Origin of the sequence: Geodermatophilus sp. CPCC 205506, from assembly GCF_051383635.1 — a bacterium.
Lineage (GTDB): Bacteria > Actinomycetota > Actinomycetes > Mycobacteriales > Geodermatophilaceae > Geodermatophilus.
In genome coordinates, this window is the sequence record NZ_JALPKP010000006.1 from 60,707 (window position 1) to 85,098 (window position 24,392).

A 24,392-nucleotide genomic window follows, 5' to 3' on the forward strand; every position below is an offset into this window, starting at 1 on the left:
AGCGGGCAGTGGAGGCCTTGTTCGGCGGGACCCCGGCGGCGTCGTGGACGGTGCCGATGCTGGCGGCCGGGCAGCGCCGCCTCGGCCCACCACGATGGGGCCGGATGCGCGAACGGTCGCACAGGCGGCACGGCAGGTTGAGCGATGGCCGTGGCCTCTGCCACGTCGACAGTGACCAACTGATGGGAGCCGGTAAGGCCGGGCATTGTCAGTCGCCCATGGATCACTGGTGCGCGCAGGGTGATGTCCGTGTGGCCAGCCAAGCGTCGGGCGCCGGTGCCAGGTGTTCGAGCATGCCCGGCTGGGTGCCTATCCGCGGCGGCGCCGACGGCGGGTCCCGCCCTCGTTCGGGGCTGCTGCAGGATTAGTTGACCCTGGGAATGTTGATCATGCCGCGATGGTGGCGTGCTGGGTGGTGAAGGCGAGGGTGCGTTGTCCGCTGTAGACACCGTCTCGCTATCCGAGGGTGGTGGCTTCATCGGATGTGCCTGACTCATGGGAGCGCTGGGTCCATCTGGTTGTTGCGGTATCAGCCCACTCGCGGATTGAGTGCGTGATGCGGGGCGGCTGACGCCATCAGATCGCGAACTTCTCTCGGGCGACGCCGCTGGGCTTCCTCGGCGAGAACCGCTTTCTCCAAGGTTCCGGCGACCTCCTGCCAATCGGGATGATCCCTGCACCGCCACCTGGAGTTCGAACCAGGACGAGACCGGTCGGCGTCGATCACCGTCACCCACTCGAGTGTCTTCTTGGGCTCGTTTTCGTGGGGCTCGTCCGCGTGAGCCTCGTCCGCGTGGGGCTCGTCCGCGTGGGGCTCGTCCGCGTGGGGCACGTTTGCGAAGGCCACCTCCGCAGTGTCGTCGACGCGTACGGTCGCTGGCCTTTCCTGGGGGTCGAGGTGCTCCAGCACTCGGAGGCAGGTTCGACAGTAGAAGGCCTGGATCCTGCGGAAGAGGTTCTTCGGCGGGTCACTCCCGCTTGCCGCCGTGCTGATCTTCGCCAGGGCTCGACGGATCATCTCGTCCTCAGCGTCCAAGTCGCCCGACATGCCTTCGACCGTCGCCGTGGGATGGCCGTCGACATGGTGGATCAACTCCGCCAGGAAGTCGCGCAGATCCCGGCGTTTGATTCCCTCAGCCAGAAGGATTGTGAGGACGAAGCCGACCACGAACACCGCGACCGGGAAGCCCCACCTCCAGGGCGGAGGTTGAAAGGCCACTACGAGGAAGACCCACGCCGCCATGCTCGCCGGATAGATCAAGGCCGAGGCGAATGGCTCGTTGACAAAGCCCATCAAGCTGCGCGGTCGATTACGGAATTGTCCTCGGACTCCGAGGTGGACCTCGAGGCGCTGTCCCGCTCGTATCAGGTAATGACACTTCTTGATCCCGAAGAGCTCGTACGAGAACAGGCCGAGGGTGAAGACGGCCCCGATCGCGCCAATGACCGGGAGGACTTGGGCAAGCGGCTCCGACCCATCCGATGGCGCCTCGGCGCCGAGATCGGGAACGTGGTCGTTCAGCAAGAAGAAGACGCCGGTGCCCGTGGCGATCGGCAGTAGACCCAGCAGCTTCATGCGGAAGTCATCGATTGCCTGGTAGCTCTCGCAGACACGGTCGTATGCGGCTTCACTGCCCTCCTGCTGTTCCGGTGTCATGCCGACCTCCCTCCCGCAGAGTCCACCACAATGCGGCACCAGTGATCCCGCGACCTGCGCGGCGCCAGCAGCAGCGACGACAGAGCCGACGACGTCGATCATCGACTCGCCCCTTCTCGGGCAAGTGGCGCGATCAGTCGGTTCCCCTGGCTGCGAAAGGGGCCCGGGGCGGCGGAGCGCCCTCGCCGCGTCCCGCTGGCCCCTTTCTGCGGGTACCCCAGGTGTTGCCCACTTGTGTGGGAGGTCTTTACGGGATTGCCGTCATCGCGGTCACGTTGTTGGCGTGGCCGATCTCGCGCCAGTTGATGTTGGATTCGACCGGGTCGCGGATCCAGAGCTTGTTCTCACTCGTCGCCGCCCACAGCTTGCGTGACAGGAATGCCAGCCCTGTCACGAAGTTGGCGTGGCCGATCTCCTCCCAGTTGATGTTCGACTCCTTGGGGTCGCGCACCCACAATTTGTTGTCCGCGGTTGCGGCGACCAGCTGGTTCCGGATTTGCCCTGTCCGGTCGAGGTCGGTCATGACGCCTTCCTTGCTGTGAGATGCAAGCGGGCCCCACCAGCCTTCGCGCCAGGCGTCACGGCGTCGTCACCTCGCCGTCACGGAAGCCCGCCGACAGCATTGGACGGCCATCGGCCTCTGCGCTCTCAGCCCGGCAAGAGCATCAACGGCCGGAGCCGCGAGTTCTGTCGGCAGTCGGGTCGGGCACTGATGACAGGTGGCGCACTCCGCGCGATCCCGACGGCATCGCGGTGACCCCAGGTAGAAGGCCGGGCGCGCCCGGCGGGAACGAGTGCGGCTCGCTGCGGATGAGTGGTCGGCAGGGTCGAGCAGCGGCACCGGCGCGGGGCAGACCGCGCGGCCGGCGACGAGCCCGTCGCCGCTGACCGCGTGCAGGCGTCCGGCCGGCAGTCCACCCGGTCCTGCTCCCAGGGCCGGGGTGACCGCGTCGGCGCCGACAGTCCAGTCCTCCCAGGGCACTCAGCCGGCCCGGTGAACCACGTCAGACCGAGGCCGGCCGTCATGGGCCGCTTCTCGACTCTCGCTGATCACGATCTGGGGCGACAGGCAGCACATGCGTTTGACGGTCAAACGCGGTGACGGCTGGTCAGCGCGGGGCTCCGGCGGGTCGGCCCTTCCGCCCGCGCCACGCTGCGACACCTCATCTCCCGCGGGCCGGCCCCGGGTGCAGGGCCGGCCGGCGAGACGTCACTTGACCAGGGCTCCGGCGTCGACCGGCAGCGGCACGCCCGTGATGTAGCGGGCGTCGTCGGACACCAGGAACACCAGCGCGCGGCTGATGTCGATCGGCTGGACCCACGGGATCGGCAGGGTGTGCATGGCCTGGGACCTCGGCTCGAAGTCCGCCCGGGCGGGGTTCGGGATGTCGGGGACGAAGATCTTCATCGTCTCGTCGTTCATGATCATGTCGGTCTCGACCTGAGTCGGGTGGATGCTGTTCACCCGGATCCGCTCCGGCCCGTACTCCACCGCGAGGGTCCGCATCAGGCCGACCACGCCGTGCTTGGCGGACACGTAGTGCGAGATGTGCGAGTAGGCCTGCAGCCCGGCCGCGGAGCTGGTCAGCACGATGGCGCCGCCCTGGCCGCCGGCGAGGATGTGCGGGATCGCGGCCTTGCAGGTCTGCCACACGCCGGTGAGGTTGATGTCGATCATCTGCTGCCAGACGTCGAGCGGCAGCTCGTGGGAGGCGTGCGGCAGCGACCCGATCCCGGCGTTGGCGGCCACGATGTCCAGCCGGCCCAGTTGGGTCACCCCGTCGTCGACCGCGCCGGCGAGGGCGTCGTAGTCCCGGACGTCGGCCTTGGCCGCCACGATCCGGCGGTCCAGCGCCTCGACCTCGCGGACGGTCTCCTGCAGCTTCTCCCAGGTGCCTGTCGGGTAGGGCATTCCCGGGATCTGCTCGCAGATGTCGACCGCGATGATGTCGGCGCCCTCCCGGGCGAGCTCGACCGCGTGGCTGCGCCCCTGTCCCTGGGCCGCGCCGGTGACGAAGGCGACCTTGCCCTCGAGCCTGCCCATGACGTCTCCCTCCTCGATGTGATGTGTCCCGCGTCACCGTACGGGTCCGCCACCGGTCGCCACCCCGGTCCTCGGCCACGGCGACGGACGCCGGTCCGGTCCCCGCTCGGCCGGACACCACCAGCTTCCGCCCCGACGAGGACGCCTCGTGCGCCCTGGCGCTGCTGACCCAGGACGGCAACCCGGTCTCGGCGGCCGTGCGCAGCGCGCTCATCCGGGCGGCCCGCGTTGTGGCGGGGGAGCGACGGCGGGCGCAGGCGGCCGAGCTGGCGGCCGACGAGGCCGATCGCGAGGAGGCAGCGCAGGTGCTACGGGACATGGAGACGCTGCGTGCGTGGTGAGGTGTCCCGGCTCCCGGCGCCTCGCGACATCCGGAGCCACGAGCAGTCCAGGCGGTGGTTCGCCGTGGTGGTCCGGTCGGACCTGGTGCCGTTGTCGACCTGGCGTGTCGCCCCGACGTCGGCATCGGCTGGGCGGCGACCTTCCGACCCGAGGTCGAGAGCCCCCGCGCGGGGCCCGACTGCCGTTGCGGCGTGGGATCCGAGCGAAGTCTCGGGCTGCCGGTGAGCGACGCTCCGGCTCCCCGGTCCTCCGAGCGACACCTCCCGTCCGGTCGGCCTCCTTCCGGCGCGACCGGACAGCGCGGCGATCATCGTCGCGTCCGAGCCCCCCGTGCACCCCGAACGACCACCAGACCGGCGAGGGACACCGCGCACAACGCCGCGGTGACGGCAATGGCCGGGGTCACCCAGCCCGGCACCATGTCGTACTCGGCGTTGCAGGGCGAGGAGTACGGCGGCAACGGCGAGTCTCGCCCATGGGCAGCCGAGTACTCCGGGTCGAAGTCCTGCTCTACGACGAGCGTGCAGGTCTCTCCCACTTCCAGTCCGGTGAACGCCTGCGTCACACCGAAGGCGCACAGCGCCAGAGTCAGCAGCCCGCTGGCCAGGGCTCCCCGCCACCAGGGGGCTGGCCACACCGTCCGCTGGGCGCTCATGCGCCCGACGGTGCCCGAGGCCGAAGACGGCACTGCGTGACCACCATCGAGGTCCGTTGGGGGGAACGACGAATCTGATCCGTGCAACTCCTCGCCCAGGCCGGTGAGGGCAGGGCTGAGCCCCAGGGGCGCGGTCGTCGGCGCGCACTCCCGCGCGGCGCCGAAGGCGCGCCGCCGTGTGACGATCCGCAACGCCGGGGCGCTCGGGCGCTGTCCCCGTCCGCGGGGTCGACGGCGGGTGCAGGACGGCTCCCCGTCGTAGGGTGCCGTGCGTGGCGGGTGGGGATCTCGCGGAGCAGCTGGCGGATGCCCGCAGCGACCTGGCTGCCGCCACCGCCCGCGCCGAGGGACTGCAGCGCGCTCTGGTCTCCAACCGGCGGATCGGCATGGCGATGGGGATCCTCATGGAGCGGTACCGGCTCACCGAGGAACAGGCCTTCGACCGACTACGCGACCTGAGCCAGCGCAGCAACATCAAGCTGCGCGAGGTGGCCGAGCAGCTCGTCAACACCGGCGACATCCAGCAGCGCTGGACCTGACACCGCCATCCGCAACCGACCAGCGGAGGAAACCGTGCACGACCCCGCAGACGAGGATGGCCGGCCGCCCGCCGACGGGGCAGCGCAGGCCGGCTCGTGGGAGAGCGAGCGCCAGGTCAGGTCGTGGTGGGTGGACCCGCACGAGCGTGACACCCGCGCCGACGCCGCCGACCGGCACGCGCAGGACCGGGACGGCGCCGCCCGTGCCCGCGACGACGCCGCCGATCGTCGGTTGCAGGACGCGCAAGCACGCGAGGATCTGGCGTACCGGCGGATCCGGGAGGTGACACGGCGGCTCAACGCCCTGGACGCCGGCGAGGCTCACCAGCGCGTCCATCTGGAATGGGCGGCCGAGGCGATCCAGGCGGCGATCGACTCCGGTGCCGACGAGCCGCTGGTGCGCCTGCTGCGCGAGGTCCTCAAGCTGCTGGACGTGCAGTTCGCCGACGTGATCGCCGCCGGCATCCAGCGTTCCCGTCTCCGCGTCGACCTGCAGCACGCCGACCAGTACCTGGCCAGCGCAGCCGATGACCGCAGAGCAGCGTCCGCGGACCGGGCCGCGGCCGCTGCCGACCGGTCGGCAGCGGCCGGTGACCGCGCCAGCGCACGGACTTCCCGTCGATCCGCCGCGGCCTACCGGGCCGCCGACGAACCCGGGCTGCCGGAGTACTGACCCACCCAGGTTTCCCGGGATGACCACGGCGACGCCCTTGATCGCCGGCATCGACCCCCAGGGTCGGCCCGCGGAGGGCCGGGGGATGCAGAGCACGGTGGTGTCCACGTGGGTTCCGCCCGATGGCGTGGTCACGCGGCCGGTGACGTTCCGGTGACGTTCTCGATTGCATAGTGCGAGAGCTCCCGGATGACGGGGCGGCACTTCTCACTGTGTATGCCGGAATGGAGTGGACCCATGTCCGATGTGAATCTTCCCGAGGGAAATCCGGGGAAGGACCGGAGAGCTGCGGGAACCGGCGGGTCTACAGGCGCGGTGCCGCCCTCCCTGGGTCTCGACGAGCTGGCGAACGCAGCGCCGATCCCGGCCACCGAGAGCATGCCCGCGGACATCGCGGAACTGCTCGAGCCGCATTCGGGCGTGTACGTGCTCTCCGACGACAAGCCCTCGCTGGACTTCGGGTCCGCGCGTGTTCGTGCGGCGGCCGACGTGTGGCACGTCGATGCGACCAGCGGGGAGCTCCGGACGACGATCCCCGGGCTGGAGCAGACCGAGCTCCAGCTCGAGACCGCCGAGTCGGCGCGTGCCGAGGAAGCCGGCACGGACAGTCACCGCCCAGCCTGGATGGAACAGCAGTTCCTCCCCAGGCTGGCACCCTTCCGCCTCTCCGCGCGCGAGACGGGGTCGCGGGCGGCTCGCTTGTTCCTGGAGCCGAGAGCGGCGGAGGCGGAGCGGCTGGCCTATCCGTGGTGCTGCGTCGGCAGGATCATCACGAGCAGTTCGCTCGGCACGTGGGTCGGTAGCGGTGTGCTCGTCGGTCCGAACCTGGTGCTCACCGCGGGTCACGTCGCGCCGTGGGGTGGGAGCAACTGGTCGATGGAATTCGTGCCCGCACTGCGGGAGGGTGACGCCAATCCACGTCCCTTCGGCAGTTCGTTCATCTCGCAGTACCGCGGTTACAACAGACCGCGCGACGTGTTCGGCTACGACTACGTCATCTGCCAGCTCTACCGGCCGCTCGGTCAAGCGCTCGGCTGGATGGGAGCCCAGTCGTGGGGCAACGAGGACGAGTACGAGGCTCGCGACTACACGTCCTCCGGGTATCCGGCCACTTTCGGCGGGCGACCTGCCGTTCAGTTCAGCGTCGGGATCCGGGACATCGACAACGACAGTCCGGGCAAGGAACTCGAGACCGTCGAGTACACGGCAGGAGGGTGGTCGGGCGGGCCGCTCTGGTTCTTCGCCGGCCAGAGCCCGACGATCGTCGGCGTCCTGAGCGGTGCCGAGACGGACGTGCTGGACCCACGACGGGACGTCTACGCCGGGTACACGGCCATGATCGACCTCATCAAGTTCGGCTTGGACAACTGGCGGCTGTGAGCCGGGGAGCCGTGCAGCACGCGAACGGATGGCGGAGGGGTCGTACACACCTGGACTCGCGGACATGACCGTCCGGCGGATGGACCACGTCGGCGTCGTCGTCGACGACCTCGCGGCGGCCGTCGCGTTCTTCGTCGAGCTCGGCCTGGAGGTGGAGGGCGAGCGACCGGCATCGGTCGAGGGACGGTGGGTGGACCGCGTCGTCGGGCTCGAGGGCGTCCGGGTGGAGATCGTCTTCGTGCGCACCCCGGACGGCCACGGCCGACTCGAGCTGACGAAGTTCCACGCGCCGTCTGCGGTCAGGGCTGAGTCGACGACACCGAACACGCTCGGCCTCCGCCGGATCATGTTCGCCGTCGACGACATCGATGACGTCGTCGCCCGCCTGCGGGCCCACGGCGGCGAACTCGTCGGCGAGGTGGCGCAGTACGAGGACACGTACCGGCTCTGCTACGTCCGTGGCCCGGACGGCATCATCGTCGCGCTCGCTGAAGAGCTCGGCTGACGTGCGCAGCCGCGGTCGGGACCACTGGCCGGAGGTGTACCGCAGGCCGGCGTTGATCAGCTCGGTGATCCGCCGGGCCACGTGGCCCGGCAGCGAGGCGTCCGGCACCGGGTCGTCGACCGACGGCACCCGGCGCAGGCCCGTGCGGTAGCCGTCGGGCGGCAGGTCGAAGCCGATCCTCGCGATCACCTCGGCACCGTGGGCAGTGCCCAGGCGGGGCGCGCAACCGCCTCCACCCGCGCGCCGCCGTTGCCGGGCGTCGGCAACGTGGAACCGCGCGGGTTCGCCGGTCGCCGCCCTCGTTCCGCCCGCTGCCCGGCGGGATGCTCGGGTCACGGCTTCGGAGGCTCCGCTGCGGAGGAGGTGGTCAGGGATGCACACCCGTACACCGGCTCCACCCGGCTGCGCCACCGCGGCCGGCGGCCGCGTCGCGCAGCCGGCCGGGCCCGCCCGCCACGCGGTGACCGGCGGTGGGCTGCTGGCGTTGGCGATGAGCCGGCGGGCTCGTGGCCTGCGCGGCCTCGACGTGCTGCGACCCAGTCAGGACCGGGCGCCTCCGGGAGTGCGCTGACCCCACGCCCACGTCCGAAGGCGCGTCCCACCGACCGGTGGGCGTGCCTTCTGCCTTCCAGGAGGAGAACACCCATGTCCGTCACCCTGAGCCCGCAGGCAGCAACCGTCGCTACTCCCGCCACCGAGTGGGACTCCTTCCGCGTCCTGCTCGACGACCAGCGCGCCGACTGCGTCCGCCAGCGGGAGCTCGCCCTGGCCGAGGCGGCCACCTCGATGCCCGAGCCGGTGGCCATGAGCCGCGCGGCGACCCTGCTCCGCACCATCGAGGAGATCGACGCCGCATTGGACCGGATCACCGACGGCACCTACGGCGGCTGCGTGCACTGCGGGCGGGCCATCCCCATCGAGCGGCTGGAGTTCCGCCCGTACGCGGCCCGCTGCGTCTCCTGCTCGCAGCAGGCAGGCTGAGCAGTCGGCGCCGCGACAGGAGGAGCAGACATGCCTGCTGACCACGCCCGGCGAGGTCCGGCGTTCGTGCACGGCGCACCACGACAGGTGGCCGTCGTCGGCGGCGGGATGGTCGGCCTGGCCACCGCCTGGTTCCTGCAGGACGCCGGCGTGCGCGTGACCGTCTACGAGCGCGATTCCGTCGGCGCCGGTGCCTCCTGGGGCAACGCCGGCTGGCTCACTCCGGCGCTGACCGCGCCTCTGCCCGAGCCGTCGGTCCTGCGCTACGGGTTGCGGGCCGTGGCCGATCCTCGATCGCCGGTGTACCTGCCGCTGCGCGCCGACCGCACCCTGCTGCGCTTCCTGGCCGGGTTCGTCGCGCACAGCACCGCGCGGCGATGGCGGGCCGGCATGGCCGCCTACGTGTCGCTCAACGAGCGGGCGCTGGAGGCGTTCGACAGCCTCGCTGCCGGCGGCGTGCTCGCCGGGACGCACCCGGCGCGGCCGTTCCTCGCCTGCTTCCGCCGGGAGCGCCAGGCCGCGGCGCTGCTGGCGGAGCTGGAGGCCATCCGGGACGCCGGCCAGGACGTCCGCTTCTCCCCGGTGACCGGCTGGCGGGCTCGGGCCGAGGAGCCGGCGATCACCGAGCGGGTGGGCGCCGCCGTGCAGATCGTCGGCCAGCGGTACCTGCACCCGCCGGAGTACGTGCGCGCCCTCGGTCAGGGGGTGTGCGCCCGCGGCGGCGAGGTCGTCGAAGGGACCGGCGTGGCCGACGTGCGGCACGACGGCGGTGGGATCACCGTCGTCACCACCACCGGCGAACGGCAGCGGCACGACGCGGTCGTGCTGGCCAGCGGCGCCGAACTCGGCCGGCTGGCCGGCCGGTTCGGTGTGCGGCAGCCCGTCCAGGCCGGTCGCGGCTACAGCTTCAGCGTGCCGACCGAGCGGATGCCCCGCGGCCCGCTGTACTTCCCGGCCGAGCGGGTGGCCTGCACGCCACTGGGCGGCCGGCTGCGGGTGGCCGGGATGATGGAGTTCCGCCGCCCCGGTGACCCGCTGGACCCCCGCCGCATCACCGCGATCGTCGACGCGGTCCGCCCGTTCCTGTCCGGGGCCGACCTGGACGACCGGCGCAACGAGTGGGTCGGGTCCCGCCCGTGCACCCCTGACGGGCTGCCGCTGATCGGCGCCACCGCCGCCCCGGGGGTGTTCGTCGCCGGCGGCCACGGCATGTGGGGCATCGCGCTCGGCCCGATCAGCGGGATGCTGCTGGCCCAGACGCTGCTCAAGGGCGAGGCTCCGCCGGAGCTGGCCCCCTTCGACCCGCTGCGCTGACCGCGCTCCACCGGAGGACCAGAATGACCCGGGGGAACTCGTCGTCGACCTCGAGCAGGTCACCGTCCACCAGTTCCGAGGCCGTGTCCTAGCTGGACCGCACCGGCCAGTAGCGCCACAGCAGCCAGCCCAGTGCGGTGGCCGCGCCGACCGCGAGGCCGCCGGCCACGACGCCGAGCAGGATGAGGACGACCGCGATCCGGGCGCCGGCCACCGCGGCCACCGGCAGGTCGTCCAGGTCCCGGGCGTCGCGCCGATGCCGCTGCGCCGGGTGGCGGCCCGGTGGGTCGGGCTCCTCGGCCTCGGCGGCGTAGAGCCGCTCGATGTCGTCCCAGATCTGCTGTTCGTGGCTGCTGAGCACGGTCCACCTCCTGACCACCACCATCCCGGCGGGAGGCCGGCCCGGCCAGGGACACCGCCGGTCACCTGGCGCATGCTGGGCTTGCCGACCGTCGGCAAGCACCGTGCGGGGGATCACCGGGTGAGGAGGCCAGATGAGCGGCGACCGGCAAGGCAGGGTCCCCGAGCAGTCCGGTGCGGCGGCGACGGGCGACGACTGGCTGGCCGCGGTCGCGGCGTCGGCGGCCGCCGCCTGCCAGGCGCCGGTGGAGCTGCTCGGCGGGTACCTGCCGATGCTGGCCGACGCCGCCATCAACGGCCGCCGTCCCGACGGGTGGGAGCTCGACGCCGTCCGGGAGCTCGGGCGGCGGGCGGCCGTGCAGGGCGTCGGCGCCCGCCGCTCGGTCGACCTGTACCTGTCGGCGTCGTGGCGGCTGTGGCGGCAACTGCCGGTCGTCGTGCGCTCCAGTGATCCGGAGAAGGTGCGGCGGGCTGCGGAGGCGGTGCTGCGGGTGCTCGACGACGCCATCGGCGTGCTCGTCGACGGCCACCAGTCCGAGCGGCGGGAGATGATCCGTCACGAGGAGGCGCTGCGGGCGGAGTTCGTCGACGACCTGCTCCGCGGGGACGCCGACGTCGCCCGGATGGTCGAGCGCGCGGAGCCGTTCGGCATCGACCTGGGGAAGTCGCACCGGGTGGCCCTCGCCGCCGCACGGAGCGCCGACGGTCCGACCGACCGCGCGGCCATCGTGCTGGAGCGGGTCGTCGTCGACCGGTTCGGCGACCGGGAGGTGCTGGTGGCGACCAAGGACGGCCGCGTGGTCGTCGTCGTACCCGCCGCGACGGCGGCCCCTGCCACGCGGGACGTGGACCTCGGCTCCCTGATCCACGCCGAGCTCGACCGGATCGACGGCGGCCGGCGCTGGCGGGTGGCGGCCGGCCGTGCCTTCCCCGGCGCCTACGGCGTCGCGCGCTCCTACGAGGAGGCGCGCGAGGCCCTGGTCGTCGCGGACCGGCTCGGCCTCCACTCCGACGTGGTCCACGCCCGGGACCTGCTGATCTACCGGGTACTGGGCCGGGACCAGGCGGCCATCGTCGACCTCGTGCGCGACGTGCTGGGCCCGCTGCACCAGAGCCGCAGCGGCGCCGAGGTGCTGCTGGAGACCCTGCTGGAGTACTTCAACGCCGGCGACGTCGCGACCGAGGCCGCCCGGCGCCTGCACGTCTCGGTGCGCACGGTGACCTACCGGCTGGCCCGCGTCGCGCACCTGACCGGGTACAGCGTCTCCCGGCCCGACCAGCGGTTCTCGCTGCACGCGGCCGTGCTCGGGGCCCGGCTCCTCGAGTGGCCGGCGAGGCCGCTGCCCGTCGACCCGTGACGGGCGGCCGAGCGCACGGTCACGTGACCCGGGCCCGGGCCGGGCGGCGTGCCGGGGCCCGGCAACGTGAACGCGTCAAGGTCCGCGTCCTCGTCGGCCACCCCAGTGGAATGGTGCACCGTCGGCCGAGTCGCTTTGCCGGGGGTCGGCAAGCACGGCGTCCGGAGTTGACCGGCCCGGGCCGTGGGAAGCGACGCGGATCGGTGTCACGGTGGACGCATGACCACCACGAGGAGAGGGGAGCCGGCGTGACGACACTTCTGCACCGAGCTGCTGAGCCGGAGATCCGGGACGTGCGCGGGGTACAGGCCGTCGGAGGGATCGTCGCGGCCGGCCGGTCACGGGTGGAGCGCGACGGCGAACCCGGGCGCGTCAGCGGAGTGGTGCGCGACGGCGCCGGAACGGGTGCCGGCCCGCTGACCGACATCGTCGACCAGTGGGGGGAGCAGTCGTTCCCCGCCAGTGACCCGCCACCGACCTGGTGACCTCCGGTCACGGTCGCCGCTTGCCTCGAGGGCTCCGGCGATCCGGGACGCGCTCGCGCGGACCATCGACGGCCACCCGTTCCTGCTGGGACGATGCGCTCGAGCCCACCGTGGTGTCCCCGGGGAGGTGGGCATGGCCGGCCCTCTGCTCGAGACCAAGATCCACGTCCCCCGGCGCCGACGCGGCGTGGTGTCACGTCCCGGGTTGACCGGGCGCCTCGGCGGTGGGGCCGATGCGGCGCTGACCCTCGTGTCCGCTCCGGCCGGGTTCGGGAAGACGACGCTGCTGACCGACTGGCTGGCGACGGCACCGGCCGAACGACGGTCGGTGGCGTGGGTCTCGCTCGACGAGCGGGACAACGATCCCGCGCTGTTCTGGACGTACGTCCTCGCCGCTCTCGAGGCGGCGGTGCCCGGCGTCGCTGCGCGCGCACGTGCTCTCCTGCAGTCGTCCCGGCCACCGATCGAATCGGTCCTCGCCACTCTCCTCAACGACCTCGACGGGATCCCCGACGACGTGGTGCTGGTGCTCGACGACTACCACGTCATCGACGCGCCCGAGGTGCAGGAGGGGATGGCCCATCTGCTGGAGCACCTGCCTCCGCAGGTCCAGCTCGTGATCGCCAGCCGGGTCGACCCGGCGTTGCCGCTCGCGCGGTGGCGGGGGCGGGGCCGGCTCGTCGAGGTCCGCGCCGCCGATCTCCGCTTCACGGCGGGGGAGGCGGCGGCGTACCTCAACGGCGCGATGGGACTGCAGCTGACGGCAGCGGACGTCGCAGCGCTGGAGGACCGCACCGAGGGGTGGATCGCCGCGCTGCAGCTGGCGGCGCTGTCGATGCAGGGCCGCGACGACGTTCCGGCGTTCATCGCCGGTTTCGCCGGGGACGACCGCTACATCGTCGACTACCTGGTCGAGGAGGTCCTGCAGCGCCAGCCCGAGCAGGTGCGCGGCTTCCTGCTGCAGACCTCCGTCCTGAGCCGGCTGACCGGCGCACTGTGCGATGCCGTCACCGGCCGAGGCGGTGGCAAGGCCATGCTGGAGGCCCTCGACCGGGACAACCTCTTCCTGGTCCCGCTCGACGACCGGCGCCGGTGGTATCGCTACCACCACCTCTTCGCCGACGTGCTCCGGGCCCGCCTCCTCGACGAGCAGCCGGCCGAGGTCGCCCACCTGCACCGGCGGGCCGGCGACTGGTACGAGGAGAACGGCGAACGATCCGAGGCGATCCACCACGCCCTGGCCGCGGAGGACTTCCCTCGAGCAGCGGACCTCGTGGAACTCGCGCTGCCCGCGCTGCGCCAGGGTCGGCAGGAGGCCACGATCCGTCGCTGGCTCGAGGCCCTCCCCGACGAGCTGTTGCGGATGAGACCCGTCCTGAGCAACGGGTACGTCGGGGCACTCATGTCCACGGGCGAGTTCACGGGCGTCGAGGCGCGCCTGCGGGACGCCGAGCGGTGGCTCGACCCGACGACAGCCGAGCACCCCGGCGGCCTGACGGCGCAGATGGTCGTCGTCGACGACGACGAGTTCCGCCGGCTACCGACCGCGATCGCCCAGCACCGCGCCGGGCTGGCGCTGGTTCGGGGCGATGTGGCGGGCACCATGCGGCACGCCCGGCGGGCGCTCGACCTGGCCGCTGCCGACGACCATCTCGGGCGCGGAGGGCCGGCAGCGCTCCTGGGCCTCGCGTACTGGACGACCGGGGACCTCGACGAGGCGCATCGCTGGTACGCCGCGGGCATGGCCAGCCTGGACGAGGGCGGGTACCGCTCGGACGTGGTCGGGGGCGCCGTCACCCTGGCCGACATCCGGATCGCCCAGGGCCGCCTCCGCGACGCCATGAGCACCTACCGCCGCGCACTGCTGCTCGCCGAGCAGGCCGACCCCGTGCTGAGGGGAGCAGCGGACATCCACGTCGGCATGAGCCAGCTGTTCGTCGAGCGCGACGACCTCGGTGCGGCCCGGCACCACCTCGCGCGGGCCGAGGAGCTGGGTGAGCACGCCGGGCTGCCGAAGCACCCGTGTCGCCGCCGCCTCGCGATGGCCCGCCTGCACGAGCTCGACGGAGACCTCGACGCGGCGCTCGACCTCATCGACCAGGCCGAGCGTCTGTTCGACAGCGACTTCTCCCCGGACGTCCGGCCGATCCCGGCGGTCAGGGCCCGGCTGTGGGTCACGCACGGCCGACTGGACGACGCCCTGGACTGGGTCCGTGAGCGCGGTCTGTCCGCCGACGACCACCTCAGCTACCTGCGCGAGTACGAGCACATCACCCTCGCCCGAGTGCTCCTGGCCCGGTGCGCCGCGGAGCGTGCACCGGGCCCGATCCACGAGGTGACCGTCCTCCTCGAGCGACTCCTCCGCGCCGCTGAGGAGGGGGAGCGCAGCGGCAGCGTCATCGAGATCCTCGTGCTGCAGGCGCTCGCCGAGCACGCTCGGGGGGTGGACGGCGCCGCCCTGGCGAGCCTGCGACGCGCGCTGACGCTGGCCGAGCCGCAGGGCTACGTCCGGACCTTCGTGGACGAGGGGGCGCCGATGGTCGCCTTGCTGCGAGCGGCCGCGCGACCGGGGATGTCGTCCGGCCATGCCCGCCGGCTGCTGGCCGCGGTCGATCCGACCCAGGACGACGGGCCCGCCCGCGAGCACGTGATCGACCCCCTGAGCGCGCGTGAGCTGGACGTCCTGCGGCTGCTCGGAACCGAGCTGAGTGGCCGCGACATCGCCCGCGAGCTCTTCGTGTCCCTCAACACCGTCCGGACGCACACCAAGAACATCTACGCCAAGCTCGGCGTGAACACCCGGCGAGCAGCGGTCCGGAGGGCCGAGGAACTGCACCTGACGGCACGCCCACGCAACCGCTGACCACGGGCTCGGGCGGTTCCGGTGGGGGAGCGCCCGAGGGCTCCCGGGTTCGGTCGGCGGCAGCAGTCATCGGACCCGCTTCACGGGCAGGATCGCGGCGGCCGCGCAGATGGCACTGACCCCGGCCACCGCGTACAGCACCCCGTAGTCGCCGCCGCCGACCGCGAGGACGGTGGGCGCGATCGCGGGTGCGATCGAGTACGGGAGCGCGTTGGCGATGTTGAACACGCCGAGGTCCTTGGCGTTGTCCTCGCCCGGCAGCACGTCGGCGACCAGCGCGAGATCCACGGCCACGTACAGCCCGAAGCCGAGCCCGCTGATGGCCAGGCCGACCAGGAACGCGTCGAAGTCGCCGGCGATCGCGATCGCGAACATCGACAGGCCGTAGACGGTCGCCGCGCCGAGGACGAAGACCTTGCGTCGCCCGGTCCGGTCCGAGAGCCGGCCACCGACGAGAGACGCCGCGACGACGGCCACCGACTGGACGAGCGTGCCCAGGAAGATCTGCCGAGGGACGTCCGCCTCGGCGCTGCCGATCCTCTCCAGCAGGTAGTACGCCTGGTAGGTGGTCAGGAAGGCGTAGGCGGTGACGAACAGGAAGCGGCTGACGAACGCCCAGGCGAAGTCGGGGTTCCTCCGCGGGTTGACGTAGAAGGTGCCGGCGAGCTCCCGGAGCGACCAGCCCGGCCTGTCCGCCGCGGCGAGCCGGCGGTCTCTGAGCGTGATCACGAAGAGCAGGATGAAGAAGGCCCCGAACGCGCACGGGGCCAGGAACATGGCGAGCTGGTTCCCGCTGAACAGCTGGACCAGGAAGGTGCCGCTCACCGACGCGATGGGCAGGCACACCCCGAGGACCCCGGAGACCAGGCCCCGTTGAGCGGCCGGGACCTGGTCCGGCAGCACCGCCGCCTGAACGGCGAGCAGGGCGTTGAAGAACAGCTGCGCGGTGCACCACCCGACGAGGACGACCGGGATGTTCGGGGCGAGCGCGACGACCAGGATGCCGAGGCAACCGCCTGCCAGACCGGTGAGCATCCAGGGTCGCCGCATGCCCAGGCGCGACGTCGTGCGGTCGCTCAGCTTGCCGAAGAACGGGTTGCTCACCATCGCCAGCAGCGAGCCGGTCGCGGTGACGACGGCCAGGCTGCTCGGCGCCCGCTCGCTCCCCACCAGCGAGTTGACCTTCAGCGCCAGGGTGACCAGCACGGGCGCGAGGAGCATGAGCACGGTGCCCGTGTACGCCGACGCGTACAGCGAGATGAACCCCCAGCCGACCCGGTGGACCGGGCCGGACCCAGGTCCCGGTCCTGCCCGGACGGCGGTGTCGTCCTCCGACGCCGCCGGCCCGGTCCTCGGGCGGCGACGCCCGGGACGCGACGCGTCCGGCATGCCGCTCTCCTCCGGTCAGATCACCTCAGCGATCACCAGTTCATGTGATCCCTGCTCCTCACCTCGGCTCGTAGCTTTCGAGCGCACCACAGAGGCGGCCCGCTGCTGATCCCGGCAACCGCGGGTCACCCCGAACCACCCGCCGTGCCTCGACCCTCGATCGCTGATCGACCCGCCCAAGGAGACCGTCATGACCATTCCCGGACGAACCGCGACGACGGGCAGGGTCCCGATGGACCCGCTGAGGAGGACCGCGTTCCTCGGTGGCGGGCTGTACCTGCTCACGTTCGCCTCCTCGATCCCTGCCCGGTTCTTCTTCCTCGACCCGGTCCTGAGCGACCCGGCGTACGTCGTCGGCCCGGGCGCCGACGCGCACATCCTCGTCGGTGGCCTCCTCGACATGGTCAACGCGCTCGCCTGCGTCGGCACCGCGGTCGTGCTCTTCACGGTGGTGAGACGGCAGAACGAGACCCTGGCGCTCGGCTTCGTCGCCTCCCGTCTCCTGGAGGCCGCCATCATCTCCGTCGGCGTCGTCAGCCTCCTCGCGGTCGTGACCCTGCGGCAGGACCTGGGCGGATCGGCTGGAGCGGACGAAGCGTCGCTGGTCGCTGTGGGCTCGTCGCTGGTCGCGGTCTACGAGTGGACGTTCGTCGTCGGGCCCAACGTCATGGGGGCCGTGAACGCCCTGCTGCTGGGCACCCTGCTCTACCGGTCCGGCCTGGTGCCACGGGCCATCCCGACCATCGGACTCGTCGCCGGCCCCCTCCTGCTGGCGTCCGTGTCCGGAGTGGTCTTCGGGACCCACGACCTGAGCTCCGGCGTGCACGTGATCGCGGCCGCCCCGATCTTCGTCTGGGAGCTGTCACTCGGCCTCTACCTGGTCGTCAAGGGCTTCAAGCCCGCGCCCATCACCGCCGGCACGAGTTCCTCGATCGAGCGGGAGACGCAACCGATCCCTGCGTGAGGCCCGACGTCCCACCCGGCACCGCCGCCCCGACATCGCGGGGCGACGGTGCCGGGCACCGCTGAGCGGCGGGGTCGGTCAGGGGCGCCACTCCGCGCGGTAGTCCGGGTGGTCGGCGTACGGGAGGGCGAGGAGGCGGAGCACCTCGTCCGCCTCCCAGTCCTGGGGGTCGTCCCGGAGGTCGCTGCGCTGCAGTTCGATGATGTGCCGCTTGGCGTCGCACTCGGCGAGGACGCGGGCCGGGTTCCAGCGGACGATGTGGCCCGAATCGGCCGCACGGCAGGCGCCCTGGCGTGGCTCGGCGTGGTCGACGGCGACCCCGGCGCGGGTCCCGTCCCGGCCGCGGGCCTCGACGTCCCAGCCGCCGGTCGTGCCGTCGATCCGCACGGTGTGCCAGGGGCCGGGCGTGGCCTGCTCGGCCTGGCGCTGGTCGTCGTCGATGCGGGCGAGGAGGAAGTCGGCGAGGTTCACAGCCACTGGTCCATGCTCGACCCTCGCGCTCCCGGACGCCGACCGCCGCACTCCGGGGGCTCGGTCAACCGGTCCCCGCGGCCCGGTGGTGGGTCACGAGGATCTCCTGGACCCGGGCCGCGTTGACCTGGATGTGGGCGGTGACGGCCTCGACGGCGGCGGCCGGGTCGCCGGAGACGACGGCGTCGAGGATGCGGCGGTGCTCCGCGACGACCTCCTCGGGCTTCTCGTACTCGCGGTCCGCGACGGAGAGCACCATGAGGTAGTACCGCAGCTCGTTGGTCAGGTCGGCGAAGAACTCGTCGATCCGCACGCTCCCCAGCATGGCGACGATCGCGGCGTGGAAGTCGAGGTCGACGGGGACGATCTCGCGCGCGTCGTGCGTGCGGGCGACGTCGACGAGCCGGTCGAACGCGTCCTGCAGCCGGGCCAGGTCGTGCTCGGTCGGGCGGTGCGAGACCGCGGCCGCCTCCAGCCGGTGGCGTGCGGTGTAGAGCGCGTCGACCTTCTCCGGCGTGGGGGAGATGACCACGGCCCCGCGGTTGACCTCGTGGCGGACCAGGCCGCCGAGCTCCAGGATCCGCACCGCCTCGCGGACCGTGTTGCGGGCGATGCCGAGCTCGCCGGCGATGGCGCTCTCCCGCAGCCGGCTGCCCGGGGGGAACCCGCCGGCGAGGATCCGGGTCGAGAGGGCGTCGGCGACCTGCTGCGCGGTCGTGGTGCGGCGCAGGACCAGTCCCTGCAGGTCTGACATGCGGCGAGCGTAGCGACGTTGCGAGCTACAGTTCAACTGCTCTACAGTCTGCGACCATGGCCGACACCGACCGTGGACACGCCCTGTGGCACCCCCAGGCGCACATGCCGACCTCCCGGGCCAAGCGGCTGACCATCTCCCGGGGCGACGGCGCCTGGCTGACCACGGTGGACGGCCGCCGGCTGCTCGACGCGACCGCCGGCCTCTGGCACGCCAACGTGGGCCACGGCCGCGAGGAGATCGCCCGGGCCGCCTACGAGCAGATGACCATGCTGGAGACCTACCACCTGTTCGGACGGTTCGCGAACGAGCCGGCGCTCGACCTCGCCGACCGGCTGTCCGCCATCGGACCGGTGCCCGGCGCCAAGGTGATGCTGACCAGCGGGGGCTCGGACTCGGTCGAGCTCGCGTGCAAGCTCGCCCGTCGCCACTGGCAGCTGGAGGGCCGTCCCGAGAAGGTCGTGATCCTGTCGCGGACCGGCGCCTACCACGGGCTGCACGCCTTCGGGACGTCGATCGCCGGCCTGGCCTACAACCGTGAGGGGTACGGCTCGGAGTCCCTGGTGCCCGAGACCGCACGGATCGCCACCAACGACATCGCGCAGGTGCGCGCGCAGGTCGAGGCCATCGGCGCGGACCGGATCGCGGCGGTCGTCGCCGAGCCCGTCATCGGCACCGGAGGCGTCATCGCCCCGGCCGACGGCTACCTGCCGGGCCTGCAGGCGCTGGCGCGGGAGCTGGACATCCTGCTCGTCGCCGACGAGGTGATCACCGGCTTCGGACGGACCGGCCACATGTTCGGCAGCCGGCGGTGGGGCATCGAGCCCGACATGGTGACGATGGCGAAGGGCATCACCTCCGGCTACGCGCCGCTGGGTGGTGTGCTGGTCGCCCCCAGGATCGCCGACCGCTTCTTCTCCGGCGACGACGCGCCGGTGTTCCGGCACGGGCTGACCTACTCCGGGCACGCCACCGCCTGCGTGGTCGCCCAGGCCAACCTCGACGTCCTCGAGAAGGAGGACCTCGTCGCTGCCGCAGCCTCCCTGGAGACGGTCCTGGGGAAGGTGCTCGAGCCGCTGGCGGACCACCCGCTGGTCGACGAGGTCCGCGCCGGCGCCGGGTTCCTCGCCGGGGTGCGCCTGCGCGACGGAGTGGTCGGCGACACCGTCGCCGAGGCCTGCACCGACGCGGGCGTGCTGCTCCGCACCGTCCACGACAACACGCTGCAGATCTGCCCGCCGTTCGTGTGCACCGAGGCCGAGGTCGCGCTCATCGCCTCGACCATCACCGACGCGCTGAACGCCTACCAGCTCTGACCACCCGCCGTGCGCATCGAGGAGCCGAGATGAAGGACCTGACCGAGTTCCGGGCACTGAGCTTCGACTGCTACGGCACCCTCATCGACTGGGAGGCCGGGATCGCCGCCGTCCTGCGCCCCTGGGCGGTCGAGTCCGGACTCGTCGTCGACGACGAGCAGCTGCTGCTCGCCTACGCCGACAACGAGGCCGCCGTGGAGCGGGAGCAGCCCACCAGCCCGTACCCGGTCGTCCTGGCCGAGGCGTTCCGCCGCACCGGCGAGCAGCTGGGCCGGCCCGTTCCCGACGAGTGGGCCCGCCGCCTCGGGGACTCCGTCCCGGAGTGGCCGGCCTTTGACGACTCCGCCCGGGCGCTCGCCGACCTCGCCGGGCACTACCGGCTGATCATCCTGTCCAACGTGCACCGGGCCGGGTTCGCCGGCAGCAACGAGCGGCTCCGGGGGGACTTCGCCGCGATCATCACCGCCGAGGACGTCGGTGCGTACAAGCCGGCCATGAACCACTTCACCGCCCTCGACGCCACCCTCGAGCGGCTCGGCGTCGCCCGGGACGACCTGCTGCACGTCGCCCAGAGCCTCTTCCACGACCACGTGCCGGCCCGCAAGGCCGGGCTGTCGTCGGTGTGGATCAACCGCCGGCACGACCGCCCGGGCTGGGGCGCGACCCCCCAGCCGTCGGAGGAGTGGAGCTACGACGCCGAGTACCGCTCGATGGGCGACTTCGCCGCGGCGGTCGAGAAGGCCTTCGCCGCCCGCGGCTGAACCGGCTCCCCGGCGTCCACCGTCGCCGAGCGCCTCGACGTCGGCGTGGTGGGGCCGACCGCCGGGGTGGTGGAACCGGCATGTCGGGGGTCATCGTGGTCGGGTCGCGTCGATCACGGCGCCCGAGCCCGGCAGGAGAGCGCCGGATGGCCCACGAAGGACAGCTGCGAGTCCCGGCAGGCGCGCGCTGGGGACCGGTCGCGCGGGTCGTCCGATGACGACCACAGGCGTCCACCTCGGCCTCGTCGGAGTGGGGCGCATCGGGCTGATGCACGCCCACACCCTGGCGGCGCTGCCGGAGGTCGAGCGGCTGACGCTGGTCGACGCCGACTCCGCGCGGGCGCACCGGGTGGCCGAACAGCTCGGCGTCGCCCACGCCGCGAGCGTGGACGACCTGATCGCCTCGGGCATCGACGGGCTCGTCGTGGCCGCGGCCACGCCCGCGCACCCGCCGTTGATCGCGGCCGGGGTGGACGCGGGCATCCCCGTGCTGTGCGAGAAGCCGGTGGCGCCGGACGTCGCCACGTCGCTCCCCGTGCTGGACCGCGTCCGTGCGGCCGGCGGGGTGGTGCAGATGGGCCACCAGCGCCGGTTCGACCCCGGCTACCTCGAGGCCCGGCGTGCGCACCTGGCCGGCGAGCTCGGCTGGCTGCACAGCATCCGTGCGGTCACCTGTGACGCGGCGCCGCCCCCGGTGGCCTTCCTGGCGACGTCCGGAGGGCTGTTCCGGGACGTCAGTGTGCACGACTTCGACGTGATCGCCTGGATCACCGGCCGGCGGATCGCGGAGGTCTACGCGCGGGGCAGCAACACGGGCGACCCGGCCATCGGCGAGGTCGGGGACGTCGACACCGCCGTGGCCGTCTGCACGCTCGACGACGGGACCGTCGCCACCGTCACCGCGTCCCGCTACAACGGCGCCGGACACGACGTGCGGCTGGAACTCCAGGGCTCGCGGGCCACTCTTGTCGTGGGGCTGGACGAGCACGCCGCGCTGCGCTCGGCCGAGCCCGGCGTGACCTTTCCGGCCGGGCGGCCGCACGCCACGTTCGCCGAGCGCTTCGCCGCGGCCTACCGCGCGGAGGCGGAGGCCTTCGTGCAGCTCGTCCGGGGCGAGCGCGACAACCCGTGCACGCCCGAGGAGGCGGTCGCCGCCTCCCGCGTCGCCGACGCCGCCCAGGAGTCGCTGCGCACCGGGCGGCCGGTGCGCGTGGCCGGTTCCCCCGCGGAGGAGCCGGCCCGGGGGAGCGCCGGACGCCCGCTGCCCGGCGCGTCGTAGCGCAGCCGCTGGGCAGCCCGGTCGCCGAGGAGGACCCTTGACGCTCTTGGTGAGCCGTGTCACATTGGCCCATGTCACTATGTCCGGACATACCAAGCCGCAGGGCCCCGGTCCTCCCGGCCGACGCTCCACCCGAGTCCCGGACCGAGCACGCCAGCGGCCACCAGCCCGGTGGCCAACCCGACAGGAGACGCGAATGAGGACCAGCCGCAGGTCGCTGAAGGTGGCGGTGGCCGTGACCGCCGCCGCCACGGCTCTGGCCGCGTGCAGCAGCGAGGGGGGCGCGCAGAACTCCGATGCCCCCAGCGGCGGTGAGGATCTCACCATCGCGATGGTCACCCACGAGGCACCCGGCGACACGTTCTGGGACAAGATCCGGGCCGGGGCCGAGGCGGCTGCCGGGAACCTCGGCATCACGCTGAACTACTCCAACAACCAGGACGCCGGCGAGCAGTCGACGCTCGTCCAGAACGCCATCGACAGCGGGGTGGACGGTCTCGCGACGACCCTGCCGACCCCCGACGCGATCGGGCCGACCGTGCAGAAGGCGGTCGACGCGGGGATCCCGACGGTCGCGTTCAACGCCGGCATCAACGACTACCGGAACTACGGCATCGGGATGTACTTCGGTTCGGACGAGGACCTCGCCGGCCAGACCGTGGGGACGAAGATCAGCCAGGAGAGCCCGGGCCACACGGTGTGCGTCATCCAGGAGCAGGGGCAGGTCCAGCTCGAGGCCCGCTGTGCCGGCGTGACCAAGACCAACCCCGACACCGAGATCCTCTACGTCAACGGCCGCGACCTCCCGGCGGTGCAGCAGACGATCGGGGCCAAGCTGCAGCAGGACGCGTCGATCACCAACGTCGTCGCCCTCGGCGCCGACATCGCGCTGGCCGCGCAGCAGTCCAAGACCGACTCCGGCAGCCAGACCAACATCATCACCTTCGACCTGAACGCCGACGTCGCCGAGCAGATCGAGAGCGGCGGCATCCTCTTCTCGGTCGACCAGCAGCCCTACGTGCAGGGCTACATGGCGGTGACCTCGCTGTACCTGAACCTCACCAACGGCAACGACATCGGCGGTGGCGGCCCCGTGCTCACCGGTCCGTCGGTCGTCGACTCGTCCAACATCGGCCCGATCGTGGAGTACGCGAACAACAACACCCGGTAAGCCCGCTCGGGGGAGCCGGGGCGTCCCGGCTCCCCCCGCCACCCACCCCGCCGAGTCTGGAGCAAGCCATGAGCTCATCCGTGGCGGCGAAGCCGTCCACCGCCCCCTCGGGCGCCCCGCCGGGGCGTGCCGAACGCTCCCTGATCTCCCGAGTCCTCTCCCGGCCCGAGATCGGCGCGCTGGCCGCGGCGATCGTGATCTTCGCCTTCTTCTGGGCCGTTGCCCCGCCGTTCCGGACGCTCCCGGCGCTGGCGACGGTCCTGTACGCCTCCTCCACGATCGGCATCGTCGCGGTCGGCGTGGCACTGCTGATGATCGGTGGCGAGTTCGACCTGTCCGCCGGTGTCGCGGTGACCACGACGGCGCTCGCGTCGGCGATGATCTGCTACCAGCTCAGCCTGAACATGTGGGTCGGCGTCATCGTCAGCCTGCTGATCGCGCTGGCGATCGGGTTCGTCAACGGCTACCTGGTGATGAGAACGGGGATCCCGAGCTTCCTCATCACGCTGAGTACGTTCTTCATCCTCCAGGGCATCAACCTCGGCGTGACCAAGCTGGTCACCGGGACGGTCGCCACGCCCAACACCAGCGCGCTGGACGGGTTCGACGCCGCGAAGGCCGTCTTCGCCTCCGACGTCCCGCTCGGGTTCATGACCGTCAAGGTCACCGTGCTCTGGTGGATCGTCTTCGTGGCCGTCGGCACCTGGCTGCTCCTGCGCACCCGCACCGGGAACTGGATCACCGCGGTCGGCGGCAACCAGGCCAGCGCCCGCGCGGTCGGCGTGCCCGTCCGCGCGACCAAGATCGGCCTGTTCATGGGCGTGTCGTTCCTGGCCTGGTTCCTGGGCATGCACCTGCTCTTCAACTTCAGCACGGTGCAGGCCGGGCTCGGCGTCGGCAACGAGTTCATCTACATCATCGCCGCGGTCGTGGGCGGAGCGCTGCTCACCGGCGGCTACGGGTCGGCCGTCGGCTCGGCGCTCGGCGCCTTCATCTTCGGGATGACCACCCAGGGCATCGTCTACGCCGGCTGGGACCCGAACTGGTTCCGGGCCTTCCTCGGCGTGATGCTGCTGCTCGCCGTGATGGTCAACCTCTACATCAAGAACTACGCCGCCCAGAGGAGATGAC

General features: G+C 72.1%; 25 protein-coding genes. 17 read left to right on the top strand and 8 right to left on the bottom strand.

From position 1 onward, the window contains the following. Positions 1 to 529 precede the first annotated feature (529 nt). From MY520_RS05100 to MY520_RS05110, 3 genes are all read right to left on the bottom strand, one after another. Positions 530 to 1,759, bottom strand: a complete 1,230-nt coding sequence (locus tag MY520_RS05100) for a hypothetical protein (RefSeq protein ID WP_436690732.1) — start codon at positions 1,757 to 1,759, stop codon at positions 530 to 532. Positions 1,760 to 1,904: 145 nt separating this feature from the next. Continuing rightward, positions 1,905 to 2,180 carry a hypothetical protein gene (locus MY520_RS05105; protein WP_436690734.1) on the bottom strand — a complete coding sequence of 92 codons (276 nt, stop codon included), beginning with the start codon at positions 2,178 to 2,180 and terminating at the stop codon, positions 1,905 to 1,907. A gap of 687 nt (positions 2,181 to 2,867) precedes the next feature. Further along, positions 2,868 to 3,701, bottom strand: a complete 834-nt coding sequence (locus MY520_RS05110; protein ID WP_436690736.1) for a mycofactocin-coupled SDR family oxidoreductase — start codon at positions 3,699 to 3,701, stop codon at positions 2,868 to 2,870. Between the two features lie 23 nt (positions 3,702 to 3,724). On the opposite strand from MY520_RS05110, the gene MY520_RS05115 reads away from it, so the two are divergent. After that, entirely contained in the window at positions 3,725 to 4,042 is a 318-nt protein-coding gene (locus MY520_RS05115; protein ID WP_436690738.1) for a hypothetical protein, read from the top strand. A 308-nt stretch (positions 4,043 to 4,350) separates the two neighbouring features. Here MY520_RS05115 and MY520_RS05120 read toward each other — a convergent pair whose 3' ends face one another. Next, complete coding sequence (locus tag MY520_RS05120; protein ID WP_436690740.1) at positions 4,351 to 4,698, bottom strand: hypothetical protein; 348 nt, start codon at positions 4,696 to 4,698, stop codon at positions 4,351 to 4,353. Positions 4,699 to 4,970: 272 nt separating this feature from the next. On the opposite strand from MY520_RS05120, the gene MY520_RS05125 reads away from it, so the two are divergent. The 7 genes from MY520_RS05125 to MY520_RS05155 all read left to right on the top strand — a co-directional run bounded on the left by MY520_RS05125 (position 4,971) and on the right by MY520_RS05155 (position 10,090). After that, positions 4,971 to 5,237, top strand: coding sequence for an ANTAR domain-containing protein (locus MY520_RS05125; protein ID WP_436690742.1), 267 nt, complete (start codon positions 4,971 to 4,973; stop codon positions 5,235 to 5,237). Positions 5,238 to 5,271: 34 nt separating this feature from the next. After that, positions 5,272 to 5,910 (top strand): hypothetical protein, encoded by a 639-nt coding sequence (locus tag MY520_RS05130; protein ID WP_436690744.1) that lies wholly within the window; start codon positions 5,272 to 5,274, stop codon positions 5,908 to 5,910. Positions 5,911 to 6,147: 237 nt separating this feature from the next. Next, on the top strand, positions 6,148 to 7,290 hold the full coding sequence (locus MY520_RS05135; protein WP_436690746.1) for a trypsin-like serine peptidase: 1,143 nt from the start codon (positions 6,148 to 6,150) through the stop codon (positions 7,288 to 7,290). 64 nt (positions 7,291 to 7,354) lie between these two features. Further along, entirely contained in the window at positions 7,355 to 7,795 is a 441-nt protein-coding gene (locus MY520_RS05140; RefSeq protein WP_436690748.1) for a VOC family protein, read from the top strand. 373 nt (positions 7,796 to 8,168) lie between these two features. Then, positions 8,169 to 8,366 carry a hypothetical protein gene (locus MY520_RS05145; RefSeq protein WP_436690750.1) on the top strand — a complete coding sequence of 66 codons (198 nt, stop codon included), beginning with the start codon at positions 8,169 to 8,171 and terminating at the stop codon, positions 8,364 to 8,366. A gap of 74 nt (positions 8,367 to 8,440) precedes the next feature. Then, positions 8,441 to 8,776: a TraR/DksA C4-type zinc finger protein gene (locus MY520_RS05150; protein ID WP_436690752.1), complete on the top strand. Its 336-nt coding sequence runs from the start codon at positions 8,441 to 8,443 to the stop codon at positions 8,774 to 8,776. A 30-nt stretch (positions 8,777 to 8,806) separates the two neighbouring features. Further along, positions 8,807 to 10,090 carry an NAD(P)/FAD-dependent oxidoreductase gene (locus tag MY520_RS05155; protein WP_436690754.1) on the top strand — a complete coding sequence of 428 codons (1,284 nt, stop codon included), beginning with the start codon at positions 8,807 to 8,809 and terminating at the stop codon, positions 10,088 to 10,090. Positions 10,091 to 10,178: 88 nt separating this feature from the next. Here MY520_RS05155 and MY520_RS05160 read toward each other — a convergent pair whose 3' ends face one another. Then, a complete protein-coding gene (locus MY520_RS05160; protein WP_436690756.1) occupies positions 10,179 to 10,451 on the bottom strand; it encodes a DUF3040 domain-containing protein in 273 nt (90 codons plus the stop codon). A 133-nt stretch (positions 10,452 to 10,584) separates the two neighbouring features. Between MY520_RS05160 and MY520_RS05165 the strand changes: the two genes are divergently transcribed. From MY520_RS05165 to MY520_RS05175, 3 genes are all read left to right on the top strand, one after another. Next, positions 10,585 to 11,808 carry a PucR family transcriptional regulator gene (locus tag MY520_RS05165; RefSeq protein ID WP_436690757.1) on the top strand — a complete coding sequence of 408 codons (1,224 nt, stop codon included), beginning with the start codon at positions 10,585 to 10,587 and terminating at the stop codon, positions 11,806 to 11,808. A gap of 248 nt (positions 11,809 to 12,056) precedes the next feature. After that, complete coding sequence (locus MY520_RS05170; protein WP_436690759.1) at positions 12,057 to 12,293, top strand: hypothetical protein; 237 nt, start codon at positions 12,057 to 12,059, stop codon at positions 12,291 to 12,293. Positions 12,294 to 12,426: 133 nt separating this feature from the next. Continuing rightward, positions 12,427 to 15,156: a LuxR C-terminal-related transcriptional regulator gene (locus tag MY520_RS05175; protein WP_436690761.1), complete on the top strand. Its 2,730-nt coding sequence runs from the start codon at positions 12,427 to 12,429 to the stop codon at positions 15,154 to 15,156. 66 nt (positions 15,157 to 15,222) lie between these two features. Here MY520_RS05175 and MY520_RS05180 read toward each other — a convergent pair whose 3' ends face one another. After that, positions 15,223 to 16,545: an MFS transporter gene (locus tag MY520_RS05180; RefSeq protein ID WP_436690763.1), complete on the bottom strand. Its 1,323-nt coding sequence runs from the start codon at positions 16,543 to 16,545 to the stop codon at positions 15,223 to 15,225. A gap of 190 nt (positions 16,546 to 16,735) precedes the next feature. Here MY520_RS05180 and MY520_RS05185 point away from each other — a divergent pair, with 190 nt between their 5' ends. Then, positions 16,736 to 17,509, top strand: coding sequence for a DUF4386 domain-containing protein (locus tag MY520_RS05185; protein ID WP_436690765.1), 774 nt, complete (start codon positions 16,736 to 16,738; stop codon positions 17,507 to 17,509). Between the two features lie 78 nt (positions 17,510 to 17,587). On the opposite strand, the gene MY520_RS05190 is transcribed toward MY520_RS05185, so the two are convergent. Both MY520_RS05190 and MY520_RS05195 read right to left on the bottom strand, forming a co-directional pair. Then, positions 17,588 to 17,986 carry a DUF6221 family protein gene (locus tag MY520_RS05190; protein WP_436690767.1) on the bottom strand — a complete coding sequence of 133 codons (399 nt, stop codon included), beginning with the start codon at positions 17,984 to 17,986 and terminating at the stop codon, positions 17,588 to 17,590. A 58-nt stretch (positions 17,987 to 18,044) separates the two neighbouring features. Further along, on the bottom strand, positions 18,045 to 18,734 hold the full coding sequence (locus MY520_RS05195) for a GntR family transcriptional regulator (RefSeq protein ID WP_436690769.1): 690 nt from the start codon (positions 18,732 to 18,734) through the stop codon (positions 18,045 to 18,047). Positions 18,735 to 18,790: 56 nt separating this feature from the next. Between MY520_RS05195 and MY520_RS05200 the strand changes: the two genes are divergently transcribed. The 5 genes from MY520_RS05200 to MY520_RS05220 all read left to right on the top strand — a co-directional run bounded on the left by MY520_RS05200 (position 18,791) and on the right by MY520_RS05220 (position 24,391). Continuing rightward, positions 18,791 to 20,050 (top strand): aminotransferase family protein, encoded by a 1,260-nt coding sequence (locus MY520_RS05200; RefSeq protein ID WP_436690771.1) that lies wholly within the window; start codon positions 18,791 to 18,793, stop codon positions 20,048 to 20,050. A 29-nt stretch (positions 20,051 to 20,079) separates the two neighbouring features. Beyond that, positions 20,080 to 20,811, top strand: a complete 732-nt coding sequence (locus tag MY520_RS05205) for an HAD-IA family hydrolase (protein ID WP_436690773.1) — start codon at positions 20,080 to 20,082, stop codon at positions 20,809 to 20,811. A 214-nt stretch (positions 20,812 to 21,025) separates the two neighbouring features. After that, complete coding sequence (locus tag MY520_RS05210; protein WP_436690775.1) at positions 21,026 to 22,090, top strand: Gfo/Idh/MocA family oxidoreductase; 1,065 nt, start codon at positions 21,026 to 21,028, stop codon at positions 22,088 to 22,090. A gap of 196 nt (positions 22,091 to 22,286) precedes the next feature. Next, complete coding sequence (locus MY520_RS05215; RefSeq protein ID WP_436690777.1) at positions 22,287 to 23,261, top strand: substrate-binding domain-containing protein; 975 nt, start codon at positions 22,287 to 22,289, stop codon at positions 23,259 to 23,261. Between the two features lie 68 nt (positions 23,262 to 23,329). Then, entirely contained in the window at positions 23,330 to 24,391 is a 1,062-nt protein-coding gene (locus MY520_RS05220) for an ABC transporter permease (protein WP_436690779.1), read from the top strand. Position 24,392 lies beyond the last annotated feature (1 nt).